Origin of the sequence: Mycobacterium sp. 4858 (genome assembly GCF_900240975.1) — a bacterium.
In the GTDB taxonomy this organism is placed as follows: Bacteria; Actinomycetota; Actinomycetes; order Mycobacteriales; family Mycobacteriaceae; genus Mycobacterium.
The window spans coordinates 260,504-277,721 of sequence record NZ_LT968775.1 but is presented as its reverse complement, the minus strand read 5'-3'; the positions used below and the strand labels follow the sequence as shown (position 1 = coordinate 277,721).

The 17,218-nt window shown below is 67.7% G+C and carries 13 protein-coding genes, 2 tRNA genes and 1 pseudogene; 8 read left to right on the top strand and 8 right to left on the bottom strand.

Features of this window, described 5'->3' with window-relative positions; translation table 11 throughout:
• The first annotated feature begins 16 nt into the window (after window positions 1-16).
• A pseudogene (locus tag C1737_RS01385) lies at window positions 17-839 on the top strand (MmpS family transport accessory protein).
• A 4-nt stretch (window positions 840-843) separates the two neighbouring features.
• On the opposite strand, the gene C1737_RS01380 reads toward C1737_RS01385, so the two are convergent.
• Entirely contained in the window at window positions 844-2,184 is a 1,341-nt protein-coding gene (locus C1737_RS01380) for an MFS transporter (protein WP_067926563.1), read from the bottom strand.
• Between the two features lie 242 nt (window positions 2,185-2,426).
• On the opposite strand from C1737_RS01380, the gene cmrA reads away from it, so the two are divergent.
• On the top strand, window positions 2,427-3,233 hold the full coding sequence (gene cmrA, locus C1737_RS01375) for a mycolate reductase (protein WP_102417719.1): 807 nt from the start codon (window positions 2,427-2,429) through the stop codon (window positions 3,231-3,233).
• A 3-nt stretch (window positions 3,234-3,236) separates the two neighbouring features.
• Here cmrA and C1737_RS01370 read toward each other — a convergent pair whose 3' ends face one another.
• Window positions 3,237-4,808: a helicase HerA-like domain-containing protein gene (locus C1737_RS01370; protein WP_102417019.1), complete on the bottom strand. Its 1,572-nt coding sequence runs from the start codon at window positions 4,806-4,808 to the stop codon at window positions 3,237-3,239.
• A 121-nt stretch (window positions 4,809-4,929) separates the two neighbouring features.
• On the opposite strand from C1737_RS01370, the gene orn reads away from it, so the two are divergent.
• Complete coding sequence (orn, locus tag C1737_RS01365) at window positions 4,930-5,577, top strand: oligoribonuclease (RefSeq protein WP_067926570.1); 648 nt, start codon at window positions 4,930-4,932, stop codon at window positions 5,575-5,577.
• 46 nt (window positions 5,578-5,623) lie between these two features.
• Window positions 5,624-5,699 (top strand) — tRNA-His (locus C1737_RS01360).
• A 31-nt stretch (window positions 5,700-5,730) separates the two neighbouring features.
• Here the strand turns inward: C1737_RS01360 and C1737_RS01355 are convergent.
• The 3 genes from C1737_RS01355 to C1737_RS01345 form a co-directional block, all read right to left on the bottom strand.
• A complete protein-coding gene (locus C1737_RS01355; protein ID WP_067926573.1) occupies window positions 5,731-6,927 on the bottom strand; it encodes an Ig-like domain-containing protein in 1,197 nt (398 codons plus the stop codon).
• Between the two features lie 126 nt (window positions 6,928-7,053).
• The gene (locus C1737_RS01350; protein WP_102417018.1) at window positions 7,054-7,956 is read right to left on the bottom strand and encodes a DMT family transporter; all 903 of its coding nucleotides are present in this window, start codon (window positions 7,954-7,956) and stop codon (window positions 7,054-7,056) included.
• Between the two features lie 66 nt (window positions 7,957-8,022).
• A complete protein-coding gene (locus C1737_RS01345) occupies window positions 8,023-10,380 on the bottom strand; it encodes an MMPL family transporter (protein ID WP_102417017.1) in 2,358 nt (785 codons plus the stop codon).
• Between the two features lie 194 nt (window positions 10,381-10,574).
• Between C1737_RS01345 and C1737_RS01340 the strand changes: the two genes are divergently transcribed.
• Window positions 10,575-11,813: a GNAT family N-acetyltransferase gene (locus C1737_RS01340; protein ID WP_067923564.1), complete on the top strand. Its 1,239-nt coding sequence runs from the start codon at window positions 10,575-10,577 to the stop codon at window positions 11,811-11,813.
• Window positions 11,814-11,987: 174 nt separating this feature from the next.
• Window positions 11,988-12,063: transfer RNA gene (locus tag C1737_RS01335), tRNA-Lys, on the top strand.
• Between the two features lie 102 nt (window positions 12,064-12,165).
• Here the strand turns inward: C1737_RS01335 and C1737_RS01330 are convergent.
• Together C1737_RS01330 and C1737_RS01325 are read right to left on the bottom strand one after the other, a co-directional pair.
• Window positions 12,166-13,413, bottom strand: coding sequence for a cytochrome P450 (locus tag C1737_RS01330; protein WP_233214612.1), 1,248 nt, complete (start codon window positions 13,411-13,413; stop codon window positions 12,166-12,168).
• A 248-nt stretch (window positions 13,414-13,661) separates the two neighbouring features.
• Window positions 13,662-14,057 carry a hypothetical protein gene (locus C1737_RS01325; RefSeq protein ID WP_142393410.1) on the bottom strand — a complete coding sequence of 132 codons (396 nt, stop codon included), beginning with the start codon at window positions 14,055-14,057 and terminating at the stop codon, window positions 13,662-13,664.
• A gap of 601 nt (window positions 14,058-14,658) precedes the next feature.
• Between C1737_RS01325 and C1737_RS01320 the strand changes: the two genes are divergently transcribed.
• Entirely contained in the window at window positions 14,659-16,401 is a 1,743-nt protein-coding gene (locus C1737_RS01320) for a DUF3556 domain-containing protein (RefSeq protein WP_102417016.1), read from the top strand.
• 4 nt (window positions 16,402-16,405) lie between these two features.
• Here C1737_RS01320 and C1737_RS01315 read toward each other — a convergent pair whose 3' ends face one another.
• Window positions 16,406-16,633: a DUF3618 domain-containing protein gene (locus C1737_RS01315; protein WP_067923571.1), complete on the bottom strand. Its 228-nt coding sequence runs from the start codon at window positions 16,631-16,633 to the stop codon at window positions 16,406-16,408.
• Window positions 16,634-16,731: 98 nt separating this feature from the next.
• On the opposite strand from C1737_RS01315, the gene bcp reads away from it, so the two are divergent.
• Entirely contained in the window at window positions 16,732-17,205 is a 474-nt protein-coding gene (bcp, locus tag C1737_RS01310; RefSeq protein ID WP_102417015.1) for a thioredoxin-dependent thiol peroxidase, read from the top strand.
• Window positions 17,206-17,218: the final 13 nt, after the last annotated feature.

The following is a 17,218-nucleotide window of genomic DNA, read 5'->3' as shown; positions in this document are numbered from 1 at the left end:
AAACCATGAGGTGGACATGAACGATTCACGTCCCACCGACCGGCTCAGTCCGTCTCTGCCGGGATCGGGGCAGCAGGGCCCGTGGTACCCGCCGCCGGCTGATCCGGCCTACGCCGATCAGACGCCCTACGCGCCCGCCTACGGCGGGCAAGCACCGCCGTGGGCAAACGACACCAACACCACCAAACAGCTGCCGGCGTACTGGCAGCACGAGCTTCCCCCGTCGGGCCAACTGCCTCCCCCGGGCCTGGCTCCCCCGCCGCCGGAGGGCCCTAAACCCCCACCGCGTTGGCTGTGGATCGTCGCCGGTGCAGGAGGGCCCTAAACCCCCACCGCGTTGGCTGTGGATCGTCGCCGGTGCAGCCGTGCTGCTGGTGGTCGCCTTGGTCATCGCCCTGGTGCTGGTGAACGACGCGATCAAGACGCAGACCGCCGTCCCGCCGCTGCCTGCCATGCCGGAGACGACTCCGACCATGCCGAGCCCGTCGACGCGCCCGTCCCAGCCGCGCATCCCGGCCCCGGTGCCGCCGACCGGCGGCTCGCCGACGCCCAGCGAGTCGCCCGGACCGGCCGGGATGCAAGACATCGTCTACAGCGTGGCCGGCGACGGCCGGGCGATCAGCATCATGTACATCGACACCGGGGACGTCATCCAGACCGAATTCAACGTCGCATTGCCCTGGAGCAAAGAGGTCAGCCTGCCCAAGGCGGCCACGCACCCGGCCAACGTCACCATCGTCAACATCGGCCACAACGTCACCTGCTCGGTCACCGTCAACGGAGTGCAGATGAGCCAGCGCGTCGGCGTGGGCCTGACAATCTGCGACGCCAGGGGCTGAGCCCCTACGTCGGTTCGGCCGCGAGGGCACCGCGCGCAGGGACCCGAACCGCCAGCATGGCGAGCAGGCCGGCGATCAGCACCAGCGAGATGCCACCGAGGCCTGCGCGCACGGCGCCGAATATGTCCACGAACACGGAGAACAACCACGGCGCGACGAACGCCACCGCCCGCCCGGTCATGGTGTACAGGCCGAACGCGACGCCTTCCCGCCCGTGCTTGGCCATCTGCAGCAGCAGTGCACGTGAGGACGACTGCGACGGCCCGATGAACATGCACAGCAGCAGGCCGCACGTCCAGAAGGCCACCGAACCCGACAGCAGCATCAGGGTGAGGCCCAGAACAACGATCGCGGCCAGCGACCCCACGATGACGGGCTTCGACCCGATCCGGTGATCGACGAACCCGCCCAGCACCGCGCCCACCGCCGCGACCACGCTGGCCACCACTCCGAAGATGAGCACGTCGCCCTGGGAGATGCCGTAGACGTTGACGCCGAGCACGGCGCCGAAAGCGAAGATCGCCGCCAGCCCGTCCCGGAACAGCGCGCTCGCGAACAGGAAGTAGACCAGGTTGCGGTCGCGCCGCCATTCGGCGGACACCTCCGTGAACAGCTTGCGGTAGCCGCCGAGCATGCTGGTCGGCTCGTGCACCTCGGCCGAGTCGGGAAGCCGGTGTGCGACGAACAGCAATGGCAGGGCAAAGATCGCCAGCCACGCCGCCGCGACCAGCATCGCCTCCCGGACGTAGAGGCCGTCGTGAAGAGGCACCCGCAGCAGCCCCCGCGTCGCGTGCGGACCCGAGCCCGAGCCCGAGATGAACCCGCTGTAGACTACCAGCAGCAGCAGGACGCTGCCGACGTAGCCCGCCGCCCAGCCCAACCCGGAGATCCGGCCGGCGGTCTGCGGCGTCGAAAGTTGGCGCAGCATCGCGTTATACGGGACGCTGGCCAGGTCACCGCACGCCGCCGTCGCGCCCATCAGTACCAGCCCCGCCCACAGGTAGCCGGGGCGGTCGTGGACGAAGAACATCGCACACGTGAGCGCGACGGCGAGCGCGGTCAGCACGCTCAGGGCCACCCGCCTGCGATGCGGTGACTCCACCCAGACGCCGACGGCCGGCGCCAGCAGCGCGACGGTCAACCCGGCGATTGCCGCCGCACGCCCCAACCAACTCGCCGGCGTGGTGCCGCCGGAGATGCCCACCCCCACGCTGCTGGTCAGGTACACGGCGAAGACGAAGGTCGCCACGATCGCGTTCAGGCCGGTGGAGCCGCAGTCCCACAGCGCCCACGCCACCACTCGGGACGGCACGGGCGTGAGAGAACGCGACGACGGCTGGCCCATGCCCGGCAGCCTATGTGTTCCGCAGTCGACCCGCCGCGCCCGGCTTCGCCGCGCTCGCGATCGCTGCGTTGTGTTCCGCAGTCGACCCGCCGCGCCCGGCTTCGCCGCGCTCGCGATCGCTGCGTTGTGTTCCGCAGTCGACCCGCCGCGCCCGGCTGCGCCGCGCTCGCGATCGCTGCGTTGTGTTGCGCAGTCGACCCGCCGCGCCCGGCTTCGCCGCGGCGGCTGTCTACGATTGGCTCATGCCGATCCCCGCTCCCAGCCCGGACGCGCGCGCCGTCGTCACCGGCGCTTCGCAGAACATCGGTGAAGCGCTAGCCACTGAACTGGCCGCCCGCGGCCACAGCCTGATCGTCACCGCCCGGCGCGAAGACCTGCTCAACGCGCTCGCCGCCCGCCTGAGCGACAAGTACCGCGTCGCGGTCGACGTGCGGCCCGCGGACCTGGCCGATCCCGGCGAACGCGCGAAGCTGTGCGACGAACTGGCCGCCCGGCCCATCTCGATCCTGTGCGCCAACGCCGGCACCGCGACCTTCGGTCCGGTGGCGACGCTGGACCCGGCGGTCGAGAAGGCCCAGCTGCAGCTGAATGTGCTGGGCGTGCACGACCTCGCGCTCGCGGTGCTGCCCGGCATGGTCGAGCGCAGGGCCGGCGGCATCCTGATTTCCGGTTCGGCTGCGGGCAATTCGCCGATCCCCTACAACGCGACCTATGCGGCCAGCAAGGCGTTCGCGAACACCTTCAGCGAGTCGCTGCGCGGCGAACTGCGCAACTCGGGTGTACACGTCACGCTGCTGGCGCCGGGACCGGTGCGCACCGACCTCCCGGATGACGCCGAACGGTCGCTGGTCGAACGGCTGGTGCCGGACTTCCTGTGGATCTCGACCGAGCACACCGCGAAGCTGTCGCTGGATGCGTTGGCGCGCAACAAGATGCGGGTCGTACCGGGCCTGACGTCGAAGGCGATGTCGGTGGCCAGCGGGTACGCTCCCCGCGCTATCGTCGCGCCGATCGTGGGCAGCTTCTACAAGAAGCTCGGCGGCGGCTAAAGGTCAGCGGCGGCGGCCTCGGCCGGTGCCGAACAGGTTCTTCGTAATCTCGCGTATTGCCGTGTTGATACCGCTTTTCACGGTGGGGTTGTTCAGCACCTCCTCCCACACCGCGGGCCCTTTCGGCTCCGCCGGCGCCGGCATCGGCGGTGGAGGCTCGTTGCGCGGCACGGGCGGGTACTCCGACTGCGCCTGCGGTGGCTGCGGCGCACCGGCTTGTCCGTCCCGCGGACCGGCCTGGGGCTGCGCCGGTCGTTGAACCGTTTGACCGTACTTCGCCTGCAGCGGACTGTCTTTCGCCGCCCGCGCGATCGCGTCGTCACCGATCGAAGCCATCAACGAGCGCGGCACCCGCATGCGGGTCCACGCGACGGGGGTGGGCACCCCCTTCTCCGACAGCACGGTGACGACGGCCTCCCCGATGCCCAGCGATGTCAACGCCGATTCCAGGTCGTAAACATCGGTTTTCGGATAGGTCCGCACCGTCTTGGCCAACGCCTGCTGGTCGTCGGGGGTGAAGGCCCGCAGCGCGTGCTGGATTCGGGCACCCAGCTGGGAGAGCACGTCGTTGGGCAGGTCCGTGGGCAGCTGCGTGCAGAAGAACACCCCGACGCCCTTGGAGCGAATCAGCTTGACGGTCTGCTCGACTTGCTCCAGGAACGCCTTGGACGCGTCGGCGAACAACAGGTGCGCCTCGTCGAAGAAGAAGACCAACTTGGGCTTGTCGACGTCACCGACTTCGGGCAGCACCGCGAACAAGTCGGCGAGCACCCACATCAGGAACGTGGAGAAGATGACCGGGCGCAGCGACTGACCGCTGAACTCGAGCAGCGAGATGATGCCGTGGCCCTGATTGTCGACGCGCAGCAGATCCTGGGGGTCGAGCTTCGGCTCACCGAAGAACGTGTCGCCGCCCTCGGCGGCGAGGTTCACCAGCGCCCGCAGGATGACGCCGGCCGTCGTCGGCGAGACCCCGCCGAGGTCTCTCAGGTCGGCCTTGCCCTCGTCACTGGCCAGGTGGCTGATGACGCCACGCAGATCGTCCAGCGCCACCAGCGGACGATCGTTCTCCTTGGCCCAGTGGAAGATCAGTCCCAGCGTCGACTCTTGAGTGGCGTTGAGCCCCAGCACTTTCGACAACAGAACCGGACCGAAGCTGGCAACGGTCGCGCGGACCGGCACGCCCACCCCGCCTGTGCCCAGTGACAGGAATTCGACCGGGAATCCGGTGGCCGCCCAGTCATCGCCGGTGTCCTTGGCGCGCGCCGCGGTCTTCTCGTTGGCCTCCCCCGGCCGGGCCAGGCCCGACAGGTCGCCCTTGACGTCGGCCATCATCACCGCAACGCCCGCGGCGCTGAGTTGTTCGGCGATCAGCTGCAGCGTCTTGGTCTTGCCGGTTCCGGTGGCGCCGGCCACCAGACCGTGCCTGTTGATGGTGGACAGCGGGATGCGGATCTGGGCCGTCGGGTCGGCCGCGCCGTCGACGACGACCGTGCCCAGTTCGAGCGCCTGCCCGTCGACGGCGTAGCCGTTCGCGATCCGGCGCGCGGGCGTCTCCGCCGATTCGGCACTCATCGTGGCGCACCCCCCGTTCTCCAGTGGTTCGGCATGCGGTCCGGCAACGCTCACCCTACTTCTCCGAGGGATTTGGGGGCGACGGGCAACGTAAGTGCCGCCTGGGCCTAGTGTGAGCGCTGTGCGAGACGAGTTGGTGTGGATCGACTGCGAGATGACCGGGCTGGATCTCGGGTCGGACAAGCTGATCGAGATCGCGGCCCTGGTCACCGACGCCGATCTGAACATTTTGGGGGACGGCGTCGACGTGGTGATCCACGCCGACGAGGCCGCGCTGTCGTCGATGATCGACGTCGTCACCGAAATGCACACGCGTTCAGGGTTGATCGACGAGGTGCGGGCGTCCACCGTGGACCTGGCGACCGCCGAGGCCATGGTGCTCGATTACGTCGGCAAGCACGTCAAGCAACCCAAGACGGCGCCGCTGGCGGGCAATTCCATCGCCACCGACCGCGCGTTCATCGCCCGCGACATGCCCGCGCTGGACTCGTTCCTGCATTACCGGATGATCGACGTGAGCTCCATCAAGGAACTCTGCCGGCGCTGGTATCCGCGCATCTACTTCGGCCAGCCGGTCAAGGGGCTCGCCCACCGGGCGCTGGCCGACATTCACGAATCCATCCGCGAGCTGCGGTATTACCGCCAGACCGCGTTCGTCGCCCCGCCGGGGCCGTCTACCAGCGAGATCGAGGCCGTGGTCGCCGATCTGGACGGCGGAAAGGGCACACCGGGACCAATCGATTCGGCCCCCGAGCCACCGACCGGCTAGTATCGACGTCGCCGCTCGTTGGCCGAAAGGCCGGATGGCGGCAATGGTGGCTGTAGTTCAGCTGGTAGAGCACCAGGTTGTGATCCTGGGTGTCGCGGGTTCGAGTCCCGTCAGCCACCCCACTCGGCAGGAAGTACGCTCCTGCCCGACGCGTCAGGTGTTGGCGTTGCCCGCTTTCCACTGCGGCCAGGGGATGTTCCAGTCGCCCAGGCCCTCGGTGCCCGGCAGCGTCGGTCCCACGGTGTTGATCACCTCGACGACATCGCCGCTCTTGCTGTGGTCGTAGAACCACTCGGCGTTGCTGGGGCTCACGTTCAGGCACCCGTGGCTGGTGTTGGTGTGACCCTGGGCGCCGACCGACCAGGGCGCCGAGTGCACGAAGACGCCGCTATAGGACATCTGGGTGGCCCAGTCGACTTCGGTGCGATATCCGTTGGGCGAGTTGACCGGAACGCCGTAGGTCGACGAATCCATGATGATGTGCTTGAAGCGGCCGCCGATGATGTAGAAGCCGTTGTCGGTTGGCGTGCTGTCCTTGCCCATCGACGTCGGCATCGTCTTGACCACTTCGCCGTTGACGCGCACGGTCACGGTCTTGGTGGTGTCGTCGGCGGTCGAGATCACCTCGTCGCCGACGGTGAAGTGCGTCTTGACGTTGTCCTCGCCGAACATCCCGTCACCCAGGTCGACGCCGTAGGTGTTGACCGCCACATCGATGGCCGTCCCCGATTTCCAGAAATGCTCTGGGCGCCAACGCACTTCGCGGTTGTTGAGCCAGTAGAACGCGCCCTCGACGGGCGGGTTCGTGGTGATGGTGATGGCTTTCTGCGCCGCCGCCCGATCGGCGATGTTCTCGTCGAAGCGGATGGCCACCGGCTCGCCGACCCCGACGACGTCACCGTCGCCCGGATAGACGTAGGGCATGGTCAGGTGAGCCGGGGAACTGGTCTGGAAGGTCATCTGCCGATTCGCGGCGCCCCCCATGCCCAACGCTTTGGCGCTCAGCGTGTAGCGCCTGTTGTAGCCGAGTTGCTCGGTGGTAGACCAGCGCAGACCATCGGGGCTCAACTGCCCGCTGATCGACTTGCCGTTCTCGTTGACCATGCTGACCGATGCGAGGACGCCGCCGGCGACGCTCACCGTCACCGGCGCATCCACGGTGACGCCGACGGCCCCGTCGGTCACCGAGGCGGTCAGCTTGGGGACGAGCAGATCGGCGAATGGAGTGCCCTTGTCGAAGATGACCCTGGCCGGTGCCGCGGTGTGGCCACTGCCGCACGCAACGCCGAACACAGCAAGCGAAGCGATCGCGGCAGCCAGCCACGACCGTCGTCTGCGCAAAGGCGTCATCGAGTGACCTTCCACGAAAATCGATGTAGTTGGTCACCGCTGACCAGAAACAGTGCATGCATTGTAATGGGTTTTTCGTGCGCGCATGCCGACATCGGCGGGCCCGCGATCGGGTGTCGCGGACCCTCAGGCCGGTTGGCCGACCGTGTCGCGGAGTTCGGCCTCGACCCGATCGCACCTCGCGCCGGCCTCGACACGCGCGAGCCGGACGATGGCCACCGCGACCACCAGGACGGCCACCGCCAACGCGACCATCCCGGCGCGGCCCGCGCTCAACGTCTCGTCGAGCACCACCACCCCCAGCACCGCCCCCACGACCGGCTGTGCCACCTCAAGCGTGGGCATCGACGCGGTCAGCGGTCCGGCTCGAAACGCCGCCTGGCTCCACGCCACCCCGCCCACGATGACCAGAATCGCCGCGTAGAGCTCCGGGGCTCGGATCACCGCCCATCCGCCATCGCCGAGCCGGGCGACGACCTCCTTGGCCAGAACGGCGAAGATCCCCCACAGCGAACCCGATACGAGCGCGAACAGCACCGCGGCGGCGGCGCCACCGAGGATGCGGCCCGCAACGACGCAGGCGACCAACAACGGGCCGAGGGCGACGGCCACCACGGCCCAGGTGCGAAGCGGTGCGGTGGCCTGACCGGCCTGCGGATTGCCGACGACGACGATCACGGTCACCGCGGCGGTGAGCAGGCCGGCCCACATCCACTCGGCCCCGGTCACCCTGCGATGGAACAACCGGGCGTTGATCGGCAGCGCGAACAGCAGCGAGCACATCAGCAGCGCCTGGACCAGCAGCACCGATCCCTGACCCAACGCGGCCGCCTGCAACGCGACGCTCCCGGCGAGCAGCAGCGCGCCAAGCCACCACCGCTGATTGCGCAGCAGGGTGGCGAACAATTCGACGTGGCCAACCGAGCGGTCCTCGATGCAGTGCGCGGCGCGTTGCTGCAGCACGTCGCCGATCGCGACGCACAGCGCCGAGGCCAGCGCCAGCAGGATGGCGATATCCGTCTTGGCCATCAGGGGTTCTCCGTCGAGATCGGATATGAGCACCAATACCGTTGCACCGCAGTGGATTTCGTTGAATCAGCCACGGTAGGACGCGGCTTTGGTGGGCCACCTCCGGATCGAGGGGCGCTGCGGCTCCGGCGCGTCGGCGGCCCAGCGACGCTGCCCCACCGCGGCGGCAGCGTCTTCACCGGTCTCGGACCGCTGCCGCAGCCACTCCAACGGTTTGGGCGCCCACCACGTCCACCGGCCGAGCAGGTGGATGAACGCCGGAACCAGGACCATCCGCACCAGGGTGGCGTCGGCCAATACGGCAAGGGTCAGGCCGAGCCCGAGCATCCGCATGAAGGACACGTGCGCCGGTATCAACGCGGCGAACGAGATCGACATCACCAGCGCCGCGGTGGTGACCACCCGCCCGATCCCCGCGATGCCCAAGGCCGTGCTCTCGTCCGTGGCGGCGCGCGCCTCCGCGGCGGTCGGCGGCGTCTCCTCGATCGCCTGCGACGCCAGCCAGTATTCGTGGATCCGCGACACCAGGAACACCTCGTAGTCCATCGCCAGCCCGAAGGCGATGCAGAACAACAGCACTGGGATGTTCGCGTTCAACGTCCCGTTGGGCGTCGTCCCCAGCGCACCCAGGTTGCCGTCCTGGAAGATCCACACCATGGCCCCGAACGCGGCCGTCAGCGACAGCAGGTTGCACGCCAGTGCCTGCAGCGGCAGCACCGCGCTGCCGGTCAGCAGGAACAGCAGCGTGAACGTGATGAGGGCGATCAGCGCGAACACGACGGGCAACCGCTTGGTGATTGCGCCGACGCCGTCGCGGTTGATCTGGCTCAGCCCCGTCATCTCCACCGACCGCGCCGCCGGTCCGGGGACCTTGTGCAGTTGGTCCAGCTGGGTGTTCGAGGCTGGCGAATAGAGCGGCGCGCTGCTGGTCACGGTGAAGAAAGCGCTGCCGTTGGCGGCGCCGGTGGCCGCGGCGGGCGCTCCCACCCGCCGACCCTCGACGAACGTCCCGGTCGGGGCGGTGACCGCGGACACGTCGGACACGCGCGACAGGGCGGCGGCATAGTGGTCCAGCTCGGCCGGGCCCACACCCTGTACATCGGGAACGACCGCCGTGACCCCCGTCCCGAAACCGTTGGCGAAATCGTTGTCGAGCATGTCGGCGACCTGGCGCGCCGAGGCCGACCGGGGCAACACGCGCTCGTCTGGAAAGCCCCACTTCACGCCCAAAAACGGCACCCCCAGCAACAACAGCAGCGCGACCACGCTGAGGCCCACCGGCAGGGCGTGGCGCAACACGTACCTGGTCGACCTGTACCAGAACTGCTGCTCGAGCGGTTTGTGCGCGTGATCCCGGAACGACCGCTGCCCGTGCAGGATGCGATGCAGCAGCGGACGCGCGTCCAGCGCATCCAGCCGGGGGCCGAGCAGCGCGATCGCGGCCGGGGTGACCACGATCGCCGTCACCGCCACGATCACCGCGGTGGCCACGATGGTGTAGGCCGAGGATTTCAAGAAGTACATCGGGAACACCGCCATCACGGCCATCGACAATCCGACCGTGGTGGCGGAGAACAGCACCGTCCGGCCCGCGGTGGCCATGGTCCGCATCAGCGCCCGCTCCCGGTCGCCGCTACGGGCCAGTTCCTCGCGGTAGCGGCTGATGATCAGCAGGTTGTAGTCGATCGCCAGGGCAAGCCCCATCGCGATGCTCAGGTCCAGGGCGTACGTCGAGACGTCGGTCGCGAAGGTGATCAGCCGCAACACCGACATGGTGCAGCCGATGGCCAGCGTGCCGAGCACGATCGGCAGCGCCGCCGCCACCACACCACCCAGCACCCAGACCAGGACCGCGAAGCTGAGCGGGATCGCGATGGACTCCATCAACAGGAGGTCCCGCTCGTTCTGATCGTTGATCTGGGCATACGCCACGGCCATGCCCCCGGCGCGCACGGTGACGCCGTCGCGGTCGTGCACCAGTTCGTCGGTGAGGGTGCCGGCGTACTTCTGGGCGTCGTTCTCCCCGCCCTTCAGGCCGGCCACGATCATCCCCGACTTCTGGTCTTTGCTGACCAGTTGGGCGGCGGCCTGGGGCGGTGACGTCCACGCTGAGGACACATTCAAGACCCACGGCGATGTCTTCAGGCGGTTAGCGATGCCGGTTCCGACGTCGCGCGCCTGGTGGCTCTGGACGCCGGCCGGGGCCGTCACCACGATCAGCATTTGCTGATCGGTCTGGTTGAACTTGTCGCGAAGCACTTTGGTCGCCCGCGCGGACTCCGAGGTCGGGTCCTGAAACCCGCCGCCCGAGAGTTTGTTGATCACCGGGAGGCCGAAGACCGCCGCCCCGACGAGCACCAAGGCAGCGACCGCAATGATGCGGCGCGGCGCGGCGATGGCAAGGCGGGTGAGTGCTTGCAGCACGGTTAGTCCTTTCAGCGCTAATGGCCCCGGCGTATCCCTATACCCGAACGGGTGAACCTGACCCACCTTCGTCAGGGCCGGCCCGGTGACGTTTGGCAATTCACCACTCGGGTATCGAACGGGAGGGGCCCCCAATAGGTCATTCGCAGTGCGAAGTGCCGTTTTGGCTGGGCTATAAGCGGATTGGATGAGCGATGAACTCGACCGACAACGCCATCAGCATGAGGCATCCGACCGAAGACGACCTGCAAGCCGTCTACCGGAATCAGGCCCGTACCTTCGGCGACCCGGTGGACGACGTTGCCATCGAGGCGTGGAAACGCCGCGTCAGCGTCAACGACATCCTGGTGGCCGAGGACGTCTCCGATCCGCAACAGCCGTTGCTGGTGGGAACGTCCATCATCTACCCGACCCAGCTGACGGTGCCGGGTGGAACCAGCCTGCGGGCCGCATGGCTGACGATGATCGCCGTCGCGTCAACGCATCAGGGCAAGGGGGTATGGGCACAGCTCAGCGCCAAGGGGCTGGGCATACTCATCGACCGCGGTTACCCGATCGTCTTCGGTGTGCCGACCCAGACCGCGATGTACGACGGCTTCGGCGCCGGCGTGGCGAGCTACCTCCGCAGCTACCGCATCGACCGCCGATTCGCCAAGCTGCGCACCCCGCCGAGCGAGATCAGGGCTCGCGAGGTGCACACCGACGAAGCGCAACACCTGCTGCCGAAAATCTACGAAAGATGGTGCGCCACAACGCCCGGCGCGGTGACCCGCGACGACGCCTGGTGGGCGGACTACTTCGACGACAGGCCAACCCAGCGCGGGAATGGGACCGCGCTGAACTACACGATCCATCCGGACGGCTTCTTGACGTACCGGGTCGTCGGCCAGTCGGACCACGGGTACCGACCCCCGTTGGGGACCGTCGTCGTCGAAGACTTCTGCCCCGTCACGGACGAGGCGCACACCGAGTTGCTACAGACATTGCTGGTCTTGGAGATGTTCGACACCGTCGAGATCGACGTGCCGGCTGACGACCCGCTGCCGCTCAAGCTCACCGACCTGCGAGCCGCGGAAACCACCGGCGTGAACGATTTCCTGTGGGTGCGGATCAACGATGTCCCCGAGGTCCTCGGCACCCGCGCCTACGCCGCCGACCTCGAGGTCACGCTGGAAGTCGACGACCCGCTCGGCCTGGCGGGCGGACAATTCCTGCTGCAGACCCGTGACGGCGTGGGAAAGTGCACGCCGCACGACGGTTCCGCCGACGTGAAGGTCAGCCTGGCCGATCTCGCCACCATGTATATGGGCGCGCACAGCGCCTCCGAACTCAGCCGAACCGGCCGGATCACCGAGCTGCGGCGGGGCACACTCCACGACCTGAACGCCGCCTTCGCCACCGACCGGGCCCCGTACTGCGGGACGCTCTTCTGAGCCGATCGTTGTGCGCAACAGGTGCTTTCGTCGACTATTAGCGCCGGAACGCTCGCACGGGCGCCAACCATCCCGCCCCTCCCGGCGGTGTTGGCTATCCTGGAAGGGATCGGAGGATTTCGCACCGCGGCAGGACGCCTGTTATTGTCGCGTACGCGGTCTCGGCCGTCGAAAGCGCCGTTAGCTCAGTTGGTAGAGCAGCTGACTCTTAATCAGCGGGTCCGGGGTTCGAAACCCTGACGGCGCACCACAGACGTACTCAACGTTTCCGCCTATGACCAGGATGGATGCGTCGGCACCGCGCGAAGGCTCGGCGATCTGCACGGCGGGTCCCGTCGGCCGGACGTTCGGTTCATCGCACCGTCGCGCGGGAGCCTGAACCGGCCGTGCTCAACTCGGCGTCGGCTGTGCCCCAGCTCAGCGGGAGCGACTTGAGGGCAAAGCTCTTCGAGGGGAACTTGATCTCCGGGATGTACCCCGGCGGGACTTCGAAGTCCGGGATGCGCTTGAGCCACTCGTTGACGACGATCGTCAGTTCCATGCGTGCCATGTGGGAGCCGATGCAGCGATGCGGCCCGCCCCCGAATCCCCAGTGGCGGTGCACCTTTCCGTCCATGACCAAGTCGTCGGTCGATATCTCGTCGCTACCGTCGCGGTTGATCGCGGCCGTGCACAACCGTACTGATGTGCCGGGGGGAAGGGTCATGCCGCCGACCTTGACGAAGTCGGTGGTCACCCGCGCGGCCAGGGGGGCCGCCGGCTCGAGCCGGACGATCTCTTCGATGAAAACCTTCACCTGCCCTGGTTCGTCGCGAAGTTCCCTGCGCAGCTGGGGTCTGCGCGCCAGTTCGAACAGCGAGAACCCGATGGCCGCGGCCACGGTGTCCAGACCGGACAACACCAGCAGGTGGCTCATGCCGAGGAGCTCGAGGTCACTTAGCTCCCCCGGGCCGATCATCACCCGGGATAGCATGTCCGAGCCCGGCTCCCGCCGGCGTCGCAAGATGGCGTCGGTGAAGTAAGCCAGCAGCTCGTTGCCCTCGGGTCCGCCGTCCACCGCGGCGTCCTTCCAGCCGATCACACGGTCCCGGTCTTCCAGCGGCAACCCGTAGAGGTCCATGAACACCTGGTACGGGTAGAGCCGCGCGAAATCCGCCATCACCTCGCATCCGCCCCGGCCAGCGAGGTCAGCGATCATCTCGACGGCGTGGCGTTCCATCACGGGCCAGGATTCGGCCAAGGCGTGCGGGCTGAAGTGCGGTTGCAGGATCTTGCGGTAGCGGGTGTGCTCGGGGGGGTCGAACGCCGATGGCAGCACCGGCAACGGGCTGCCGGGAGGCTGCAGTGCCAAATGGGCCGAGAAGAGATTGGGTTGGCATAGCGCCGCCAGCACATCCTCACGGCGGGTCAGGTAATACGCGCCGTTCATGAAGACGACGGGCCCGGCGTCCCGCAAAGCCTTCCACCCGACACCTCGATCGGCGGCCAGCGGCAACGCGGAATGCTCCAGCCGCGGTAGGTGAAACTTCCCCGGCTGGCACGCCTCGGGTGTATCCGAGTGGATGGGCCCCGAATTGAGTTCTTGTGCATTCGATTTCATCGACGTTCCGCCGGACTCGTGAGGGAGGGTTGACTAATAGCTGTGGACATGTCGGTTCCTCGAGGATGCGAAGGGATGAGCGCCCGACGCTCAGGGCGTCGCAGGGCGCCGCAATATGGGGATCGGCTATGGGCCGCTCATGGGAGTGCCTTCAGACCTGCGAACGCGGGCAGCGCCGAAGCAAAGGTGCTGTGCGCGTGGGCTGCACAGGCCTAGTCGGAAGGCGCGAAAGTTCGGGGTCCGACCCCTCAGCAGCGGATAACGCAGAGCCGGGTGGAGTTGTCTCGGTGGTCGGGAACGGCCGCAGGCGCGACGCGGACCGGCGGCGGCTCGGCCGCGGCAAACGAAGTCGGCAACGCCAACCAGCCGCCTTGGTGCGTCATCGGAGGCCAGCTGATCGGCCGGTCGCGTGTCATCCACATGCTGTGGAACGGCTTTTTGTCCGTCGACGTCGAGCCGGTTGCCGGGCCATGGTCGGCACGGCTGATCGTTTGGGCAGCGTCAGCGCGCGCATGACCGGCTTGCGTTTGCGCACTTTGGGTTTGCTGGGTCCACGCCGCCGGCTCGGGGAGCGTGCCCGCTGCGAACTGCGGGCGCAGGGAGGACCCGGCGATCAAGGCGACGAACAGGCTCAGCGCCGACACGACGGCGACGATCGACCGCCGTCGTCGCGTCATCCGAGCGCTCTCACGGCCCACAGTCGCAGGACTGTACAAGGCATTACTTGTCAGCTGGCCATCAATGAGCTGTGAAAACGATCCGAGTCGGGTGCGCGGCGTCGGGTTCGTGACCAACCTCACCCGGTCCGCACTGACCCGGCGCGAAAAACGTTCCTGGACAACGACTTTGCAGTTGGTAGCCGCTTCCGTGCTGCATGGTTTGCCAGTCGACCGCCCCTAGGAGGCGTACGAGACGCGGCGCCGGCGCCACCGCTCGCCACCGAAAACGGCGCCGGCTGCCCCGGATTCGGCTGCATTCGTGACCGGGCCCGGTCGCGCCACTTCCTCAATGTGCCGAAACCACTGCGCTGCAGATTGTTCAGGTCGCACCGTAACATCCGAACAACGCGGCGCCGCGTGCAGTGACTGCCCATATTGGCGAGAACACCGACCGCCGCCGGGGCGCAAGGAACCGACTCTATTTTTGACGCCGTATGCCCCCGCGATAGCTGTTGCTCCAGGTATTTTTTGCTGCACCGGTTGGCGCCTACCCGCTACCGGGTACGAGTGCGTCGAAGGAGCCGCCATGGGGTTCATCCAGCCGAACCTGCCCGTCGTCGACATCGCCGACTGGAGCAAGCAGAGCCGCGCGCAGCGGATCGTGCCGATGGTGCGCCACATCGCGGAAAACGGGTTCGGCACCCCGCTGGTGATGCATGTGATGTACGGGGTGAAGATCGCGCTGTACGTTCTCGGCGGCTGGGTGTTCGGGTGGTGCACGGCGGGCATCGGCGGCTTCACGGGCGTCGCCGCGTGGTGGTCGGAGCCGATCGTGTTCGAGAAGGCCGTGCTGTACACCATGCTGTTCGAAGTCGTCGGGCTGGGCTGCTGCTTCGGGCCACTGGCCGGGCGTTACTTCCCGCCGATGGGCTCCATCCTGTACTGGCTGCGCCCCGGCACCATCCGGCTGCCACCCTGGCCCGACCGGGTCCCGCTGACCAAGGGCACCGTCCGCAGCCCGATCGACGCGGCGCTCTACGCCGCGCTGCTGGTGTTGCTGGCGATCGCGTTGGTCTCCGGCGGCACCGGCCCAATCCCCGCCCTGCACACGCAGATTGGGGTGCTGGCGCCCTGGCACACCGTGGCGATCCTGGCGGTCCTGGCCGCCGTCGGCCTGCGCGACAAGGTCATCTTCCTGGCCGCCCGCGGCGAGGTCTACGCGCCGCTCGCACTGGTGTTCCTGTTCTCCGGGGCGGACTCGATCATCGGGGCCAAGGTGGTCTTCATGGTCATCTGGCTGGGGGCGGCCACCTCAAAGCTCAACCGGCACTTCCCCTTCGTCATCTCGACGATGCTGGCGAACAACCCGTTCATCCCGTCGGGCCCGCTCAAGCGGTCGATGTTCAAGCGCTATCCGGACGACCTGCGCCCCAGCGCGCTGGCGGGTTTCATCGCGCACTTCTCCACCGCCGTCGAGGGCCTGGTGCCGCTGGCGTTGCTCTTCTCCCACGGCGGCTGGCCCACGGCCATCGCCGCGTTCGTGATGATCGTGTTCCACCTGAACATCCTGCTGGCCTTCCCGATGGGGGTGCCGTTGGAGTGGAACGTGTTCATGATCTTCGGGGTGCTGTCGCTGTTCGTGGCGCACGCCCGCCTCAGACTGTCCGATCTGGCCGACCCGTTGCCGGTGGCGATCCTCTTCGTGGTCATCGCCGGAATCGTCGTCGTCGGAAACCTCTACCCGCGCAAGGTGTCCTTCCTGCCGGGCATGCGGTACTACGCGGGCAACTGGGACACCACCGTGTGGTGCGTCAAGCCATCGGTCGACGAGAAGTTCCGCACCGGGTCGCGCGCGTTGGGACCCATGCAACACCTGCAGCTCGAGCGCCTCTACGGCTCCAGGGAGGCGACCCTGGTCCCGCTTCACCTCGCCATGGCGTTCCGCGGGATGAACACACACGGCCGCGCGCTGTTCACCCTGGTGCACCGCGCGCTGGCCGGCTACGACGAGGACGACTACAACCTGTGCGAGGGCGAGGTCCTGTGCTCGATGGTGCTGGGATGGAACTTCGGCGACGGGCACATGCACAACGAATGCCTCATCGAGGCCTTACAGCAGCGCTGCGACTTCCAGCCCGGCGACGTGCGGGTGGTCATTCTGGACGCCCAACCCATCCACGTCCAGCGGCAGGAATATCGGCTTGTCGACGCGGCGACCGGCGAATTCGAGCGCGGCTACGTCGACGTCGAGGACATGGTCGCGGCGCAGCCATGGGACGACGGCATTCCGGTGCACGTGCAGAGCGGCACGGGTGCCGGCATGACCTGAGGCGTCAGCGGTTGCGCACCCGGTGCACCACCACCACGACCACGAGGGCACCGACGCCGGCCAGGGTCACCGTCACCGCCGGCTTCTTCACGAACTCGATCGCCTTCGCCTTCAGGTCGTCGGCGAGGCGGCGCGGGTTGGCCCGCACGGCAAGAGTGTCGACGGTGGCCGCCAGCTGGTCGCGGGCGACGTCGATGTCCCGCTTGATGGCCTCGGGGTCCCGGTCCGCCACGTGTCTGTCCTCCCAATCGGCCTGATGCACCTGACGCACTACCCTAGATCAGCTGGCGGTAACCCCCACGCTCCGGTGAACAGAAAGGGGCCCAGAAGATGGCCGAGACCACGCGGCTTGCGCCGGGCGACAAAGCGCCCTCCTTCAGCCTGCCCGACGCCGACGGCAACCAGGTGTCGCTGGCCGACTACAAGGGGCGCCGCGTCATCGTGTACTTCTACCCGGCGGCCTCCACGCCGGGCTGCACCAAGCAGGCCTGCGACTTCCGCGACAACCTGCACGAACTCAGCGACGCCGGCCTCGACGTGATCGGCATCTCCCCCGACAAGCCGGAGAAGCTGGCCAAGTTTCGTGACGCCGAGAAGCTGACGTTCCCGCTGCTGTCGGATCCCGAGCGCAAGGTGCTGACGGCCTGGGGCGCCTACGGCGAGAAGCAGATGTACGGCAAGACCGTGCAGGGCGTGATCCGCTCGACCTTCGTGGTCGACGAAAAGGGCAAGATCGCCCTCGCGCAGTACTACGTCAAGGCCACCGGGCACGTCGCCAAACTGCGTCGCGACCTGTCGGTGTGAACCGCTGAGCGGT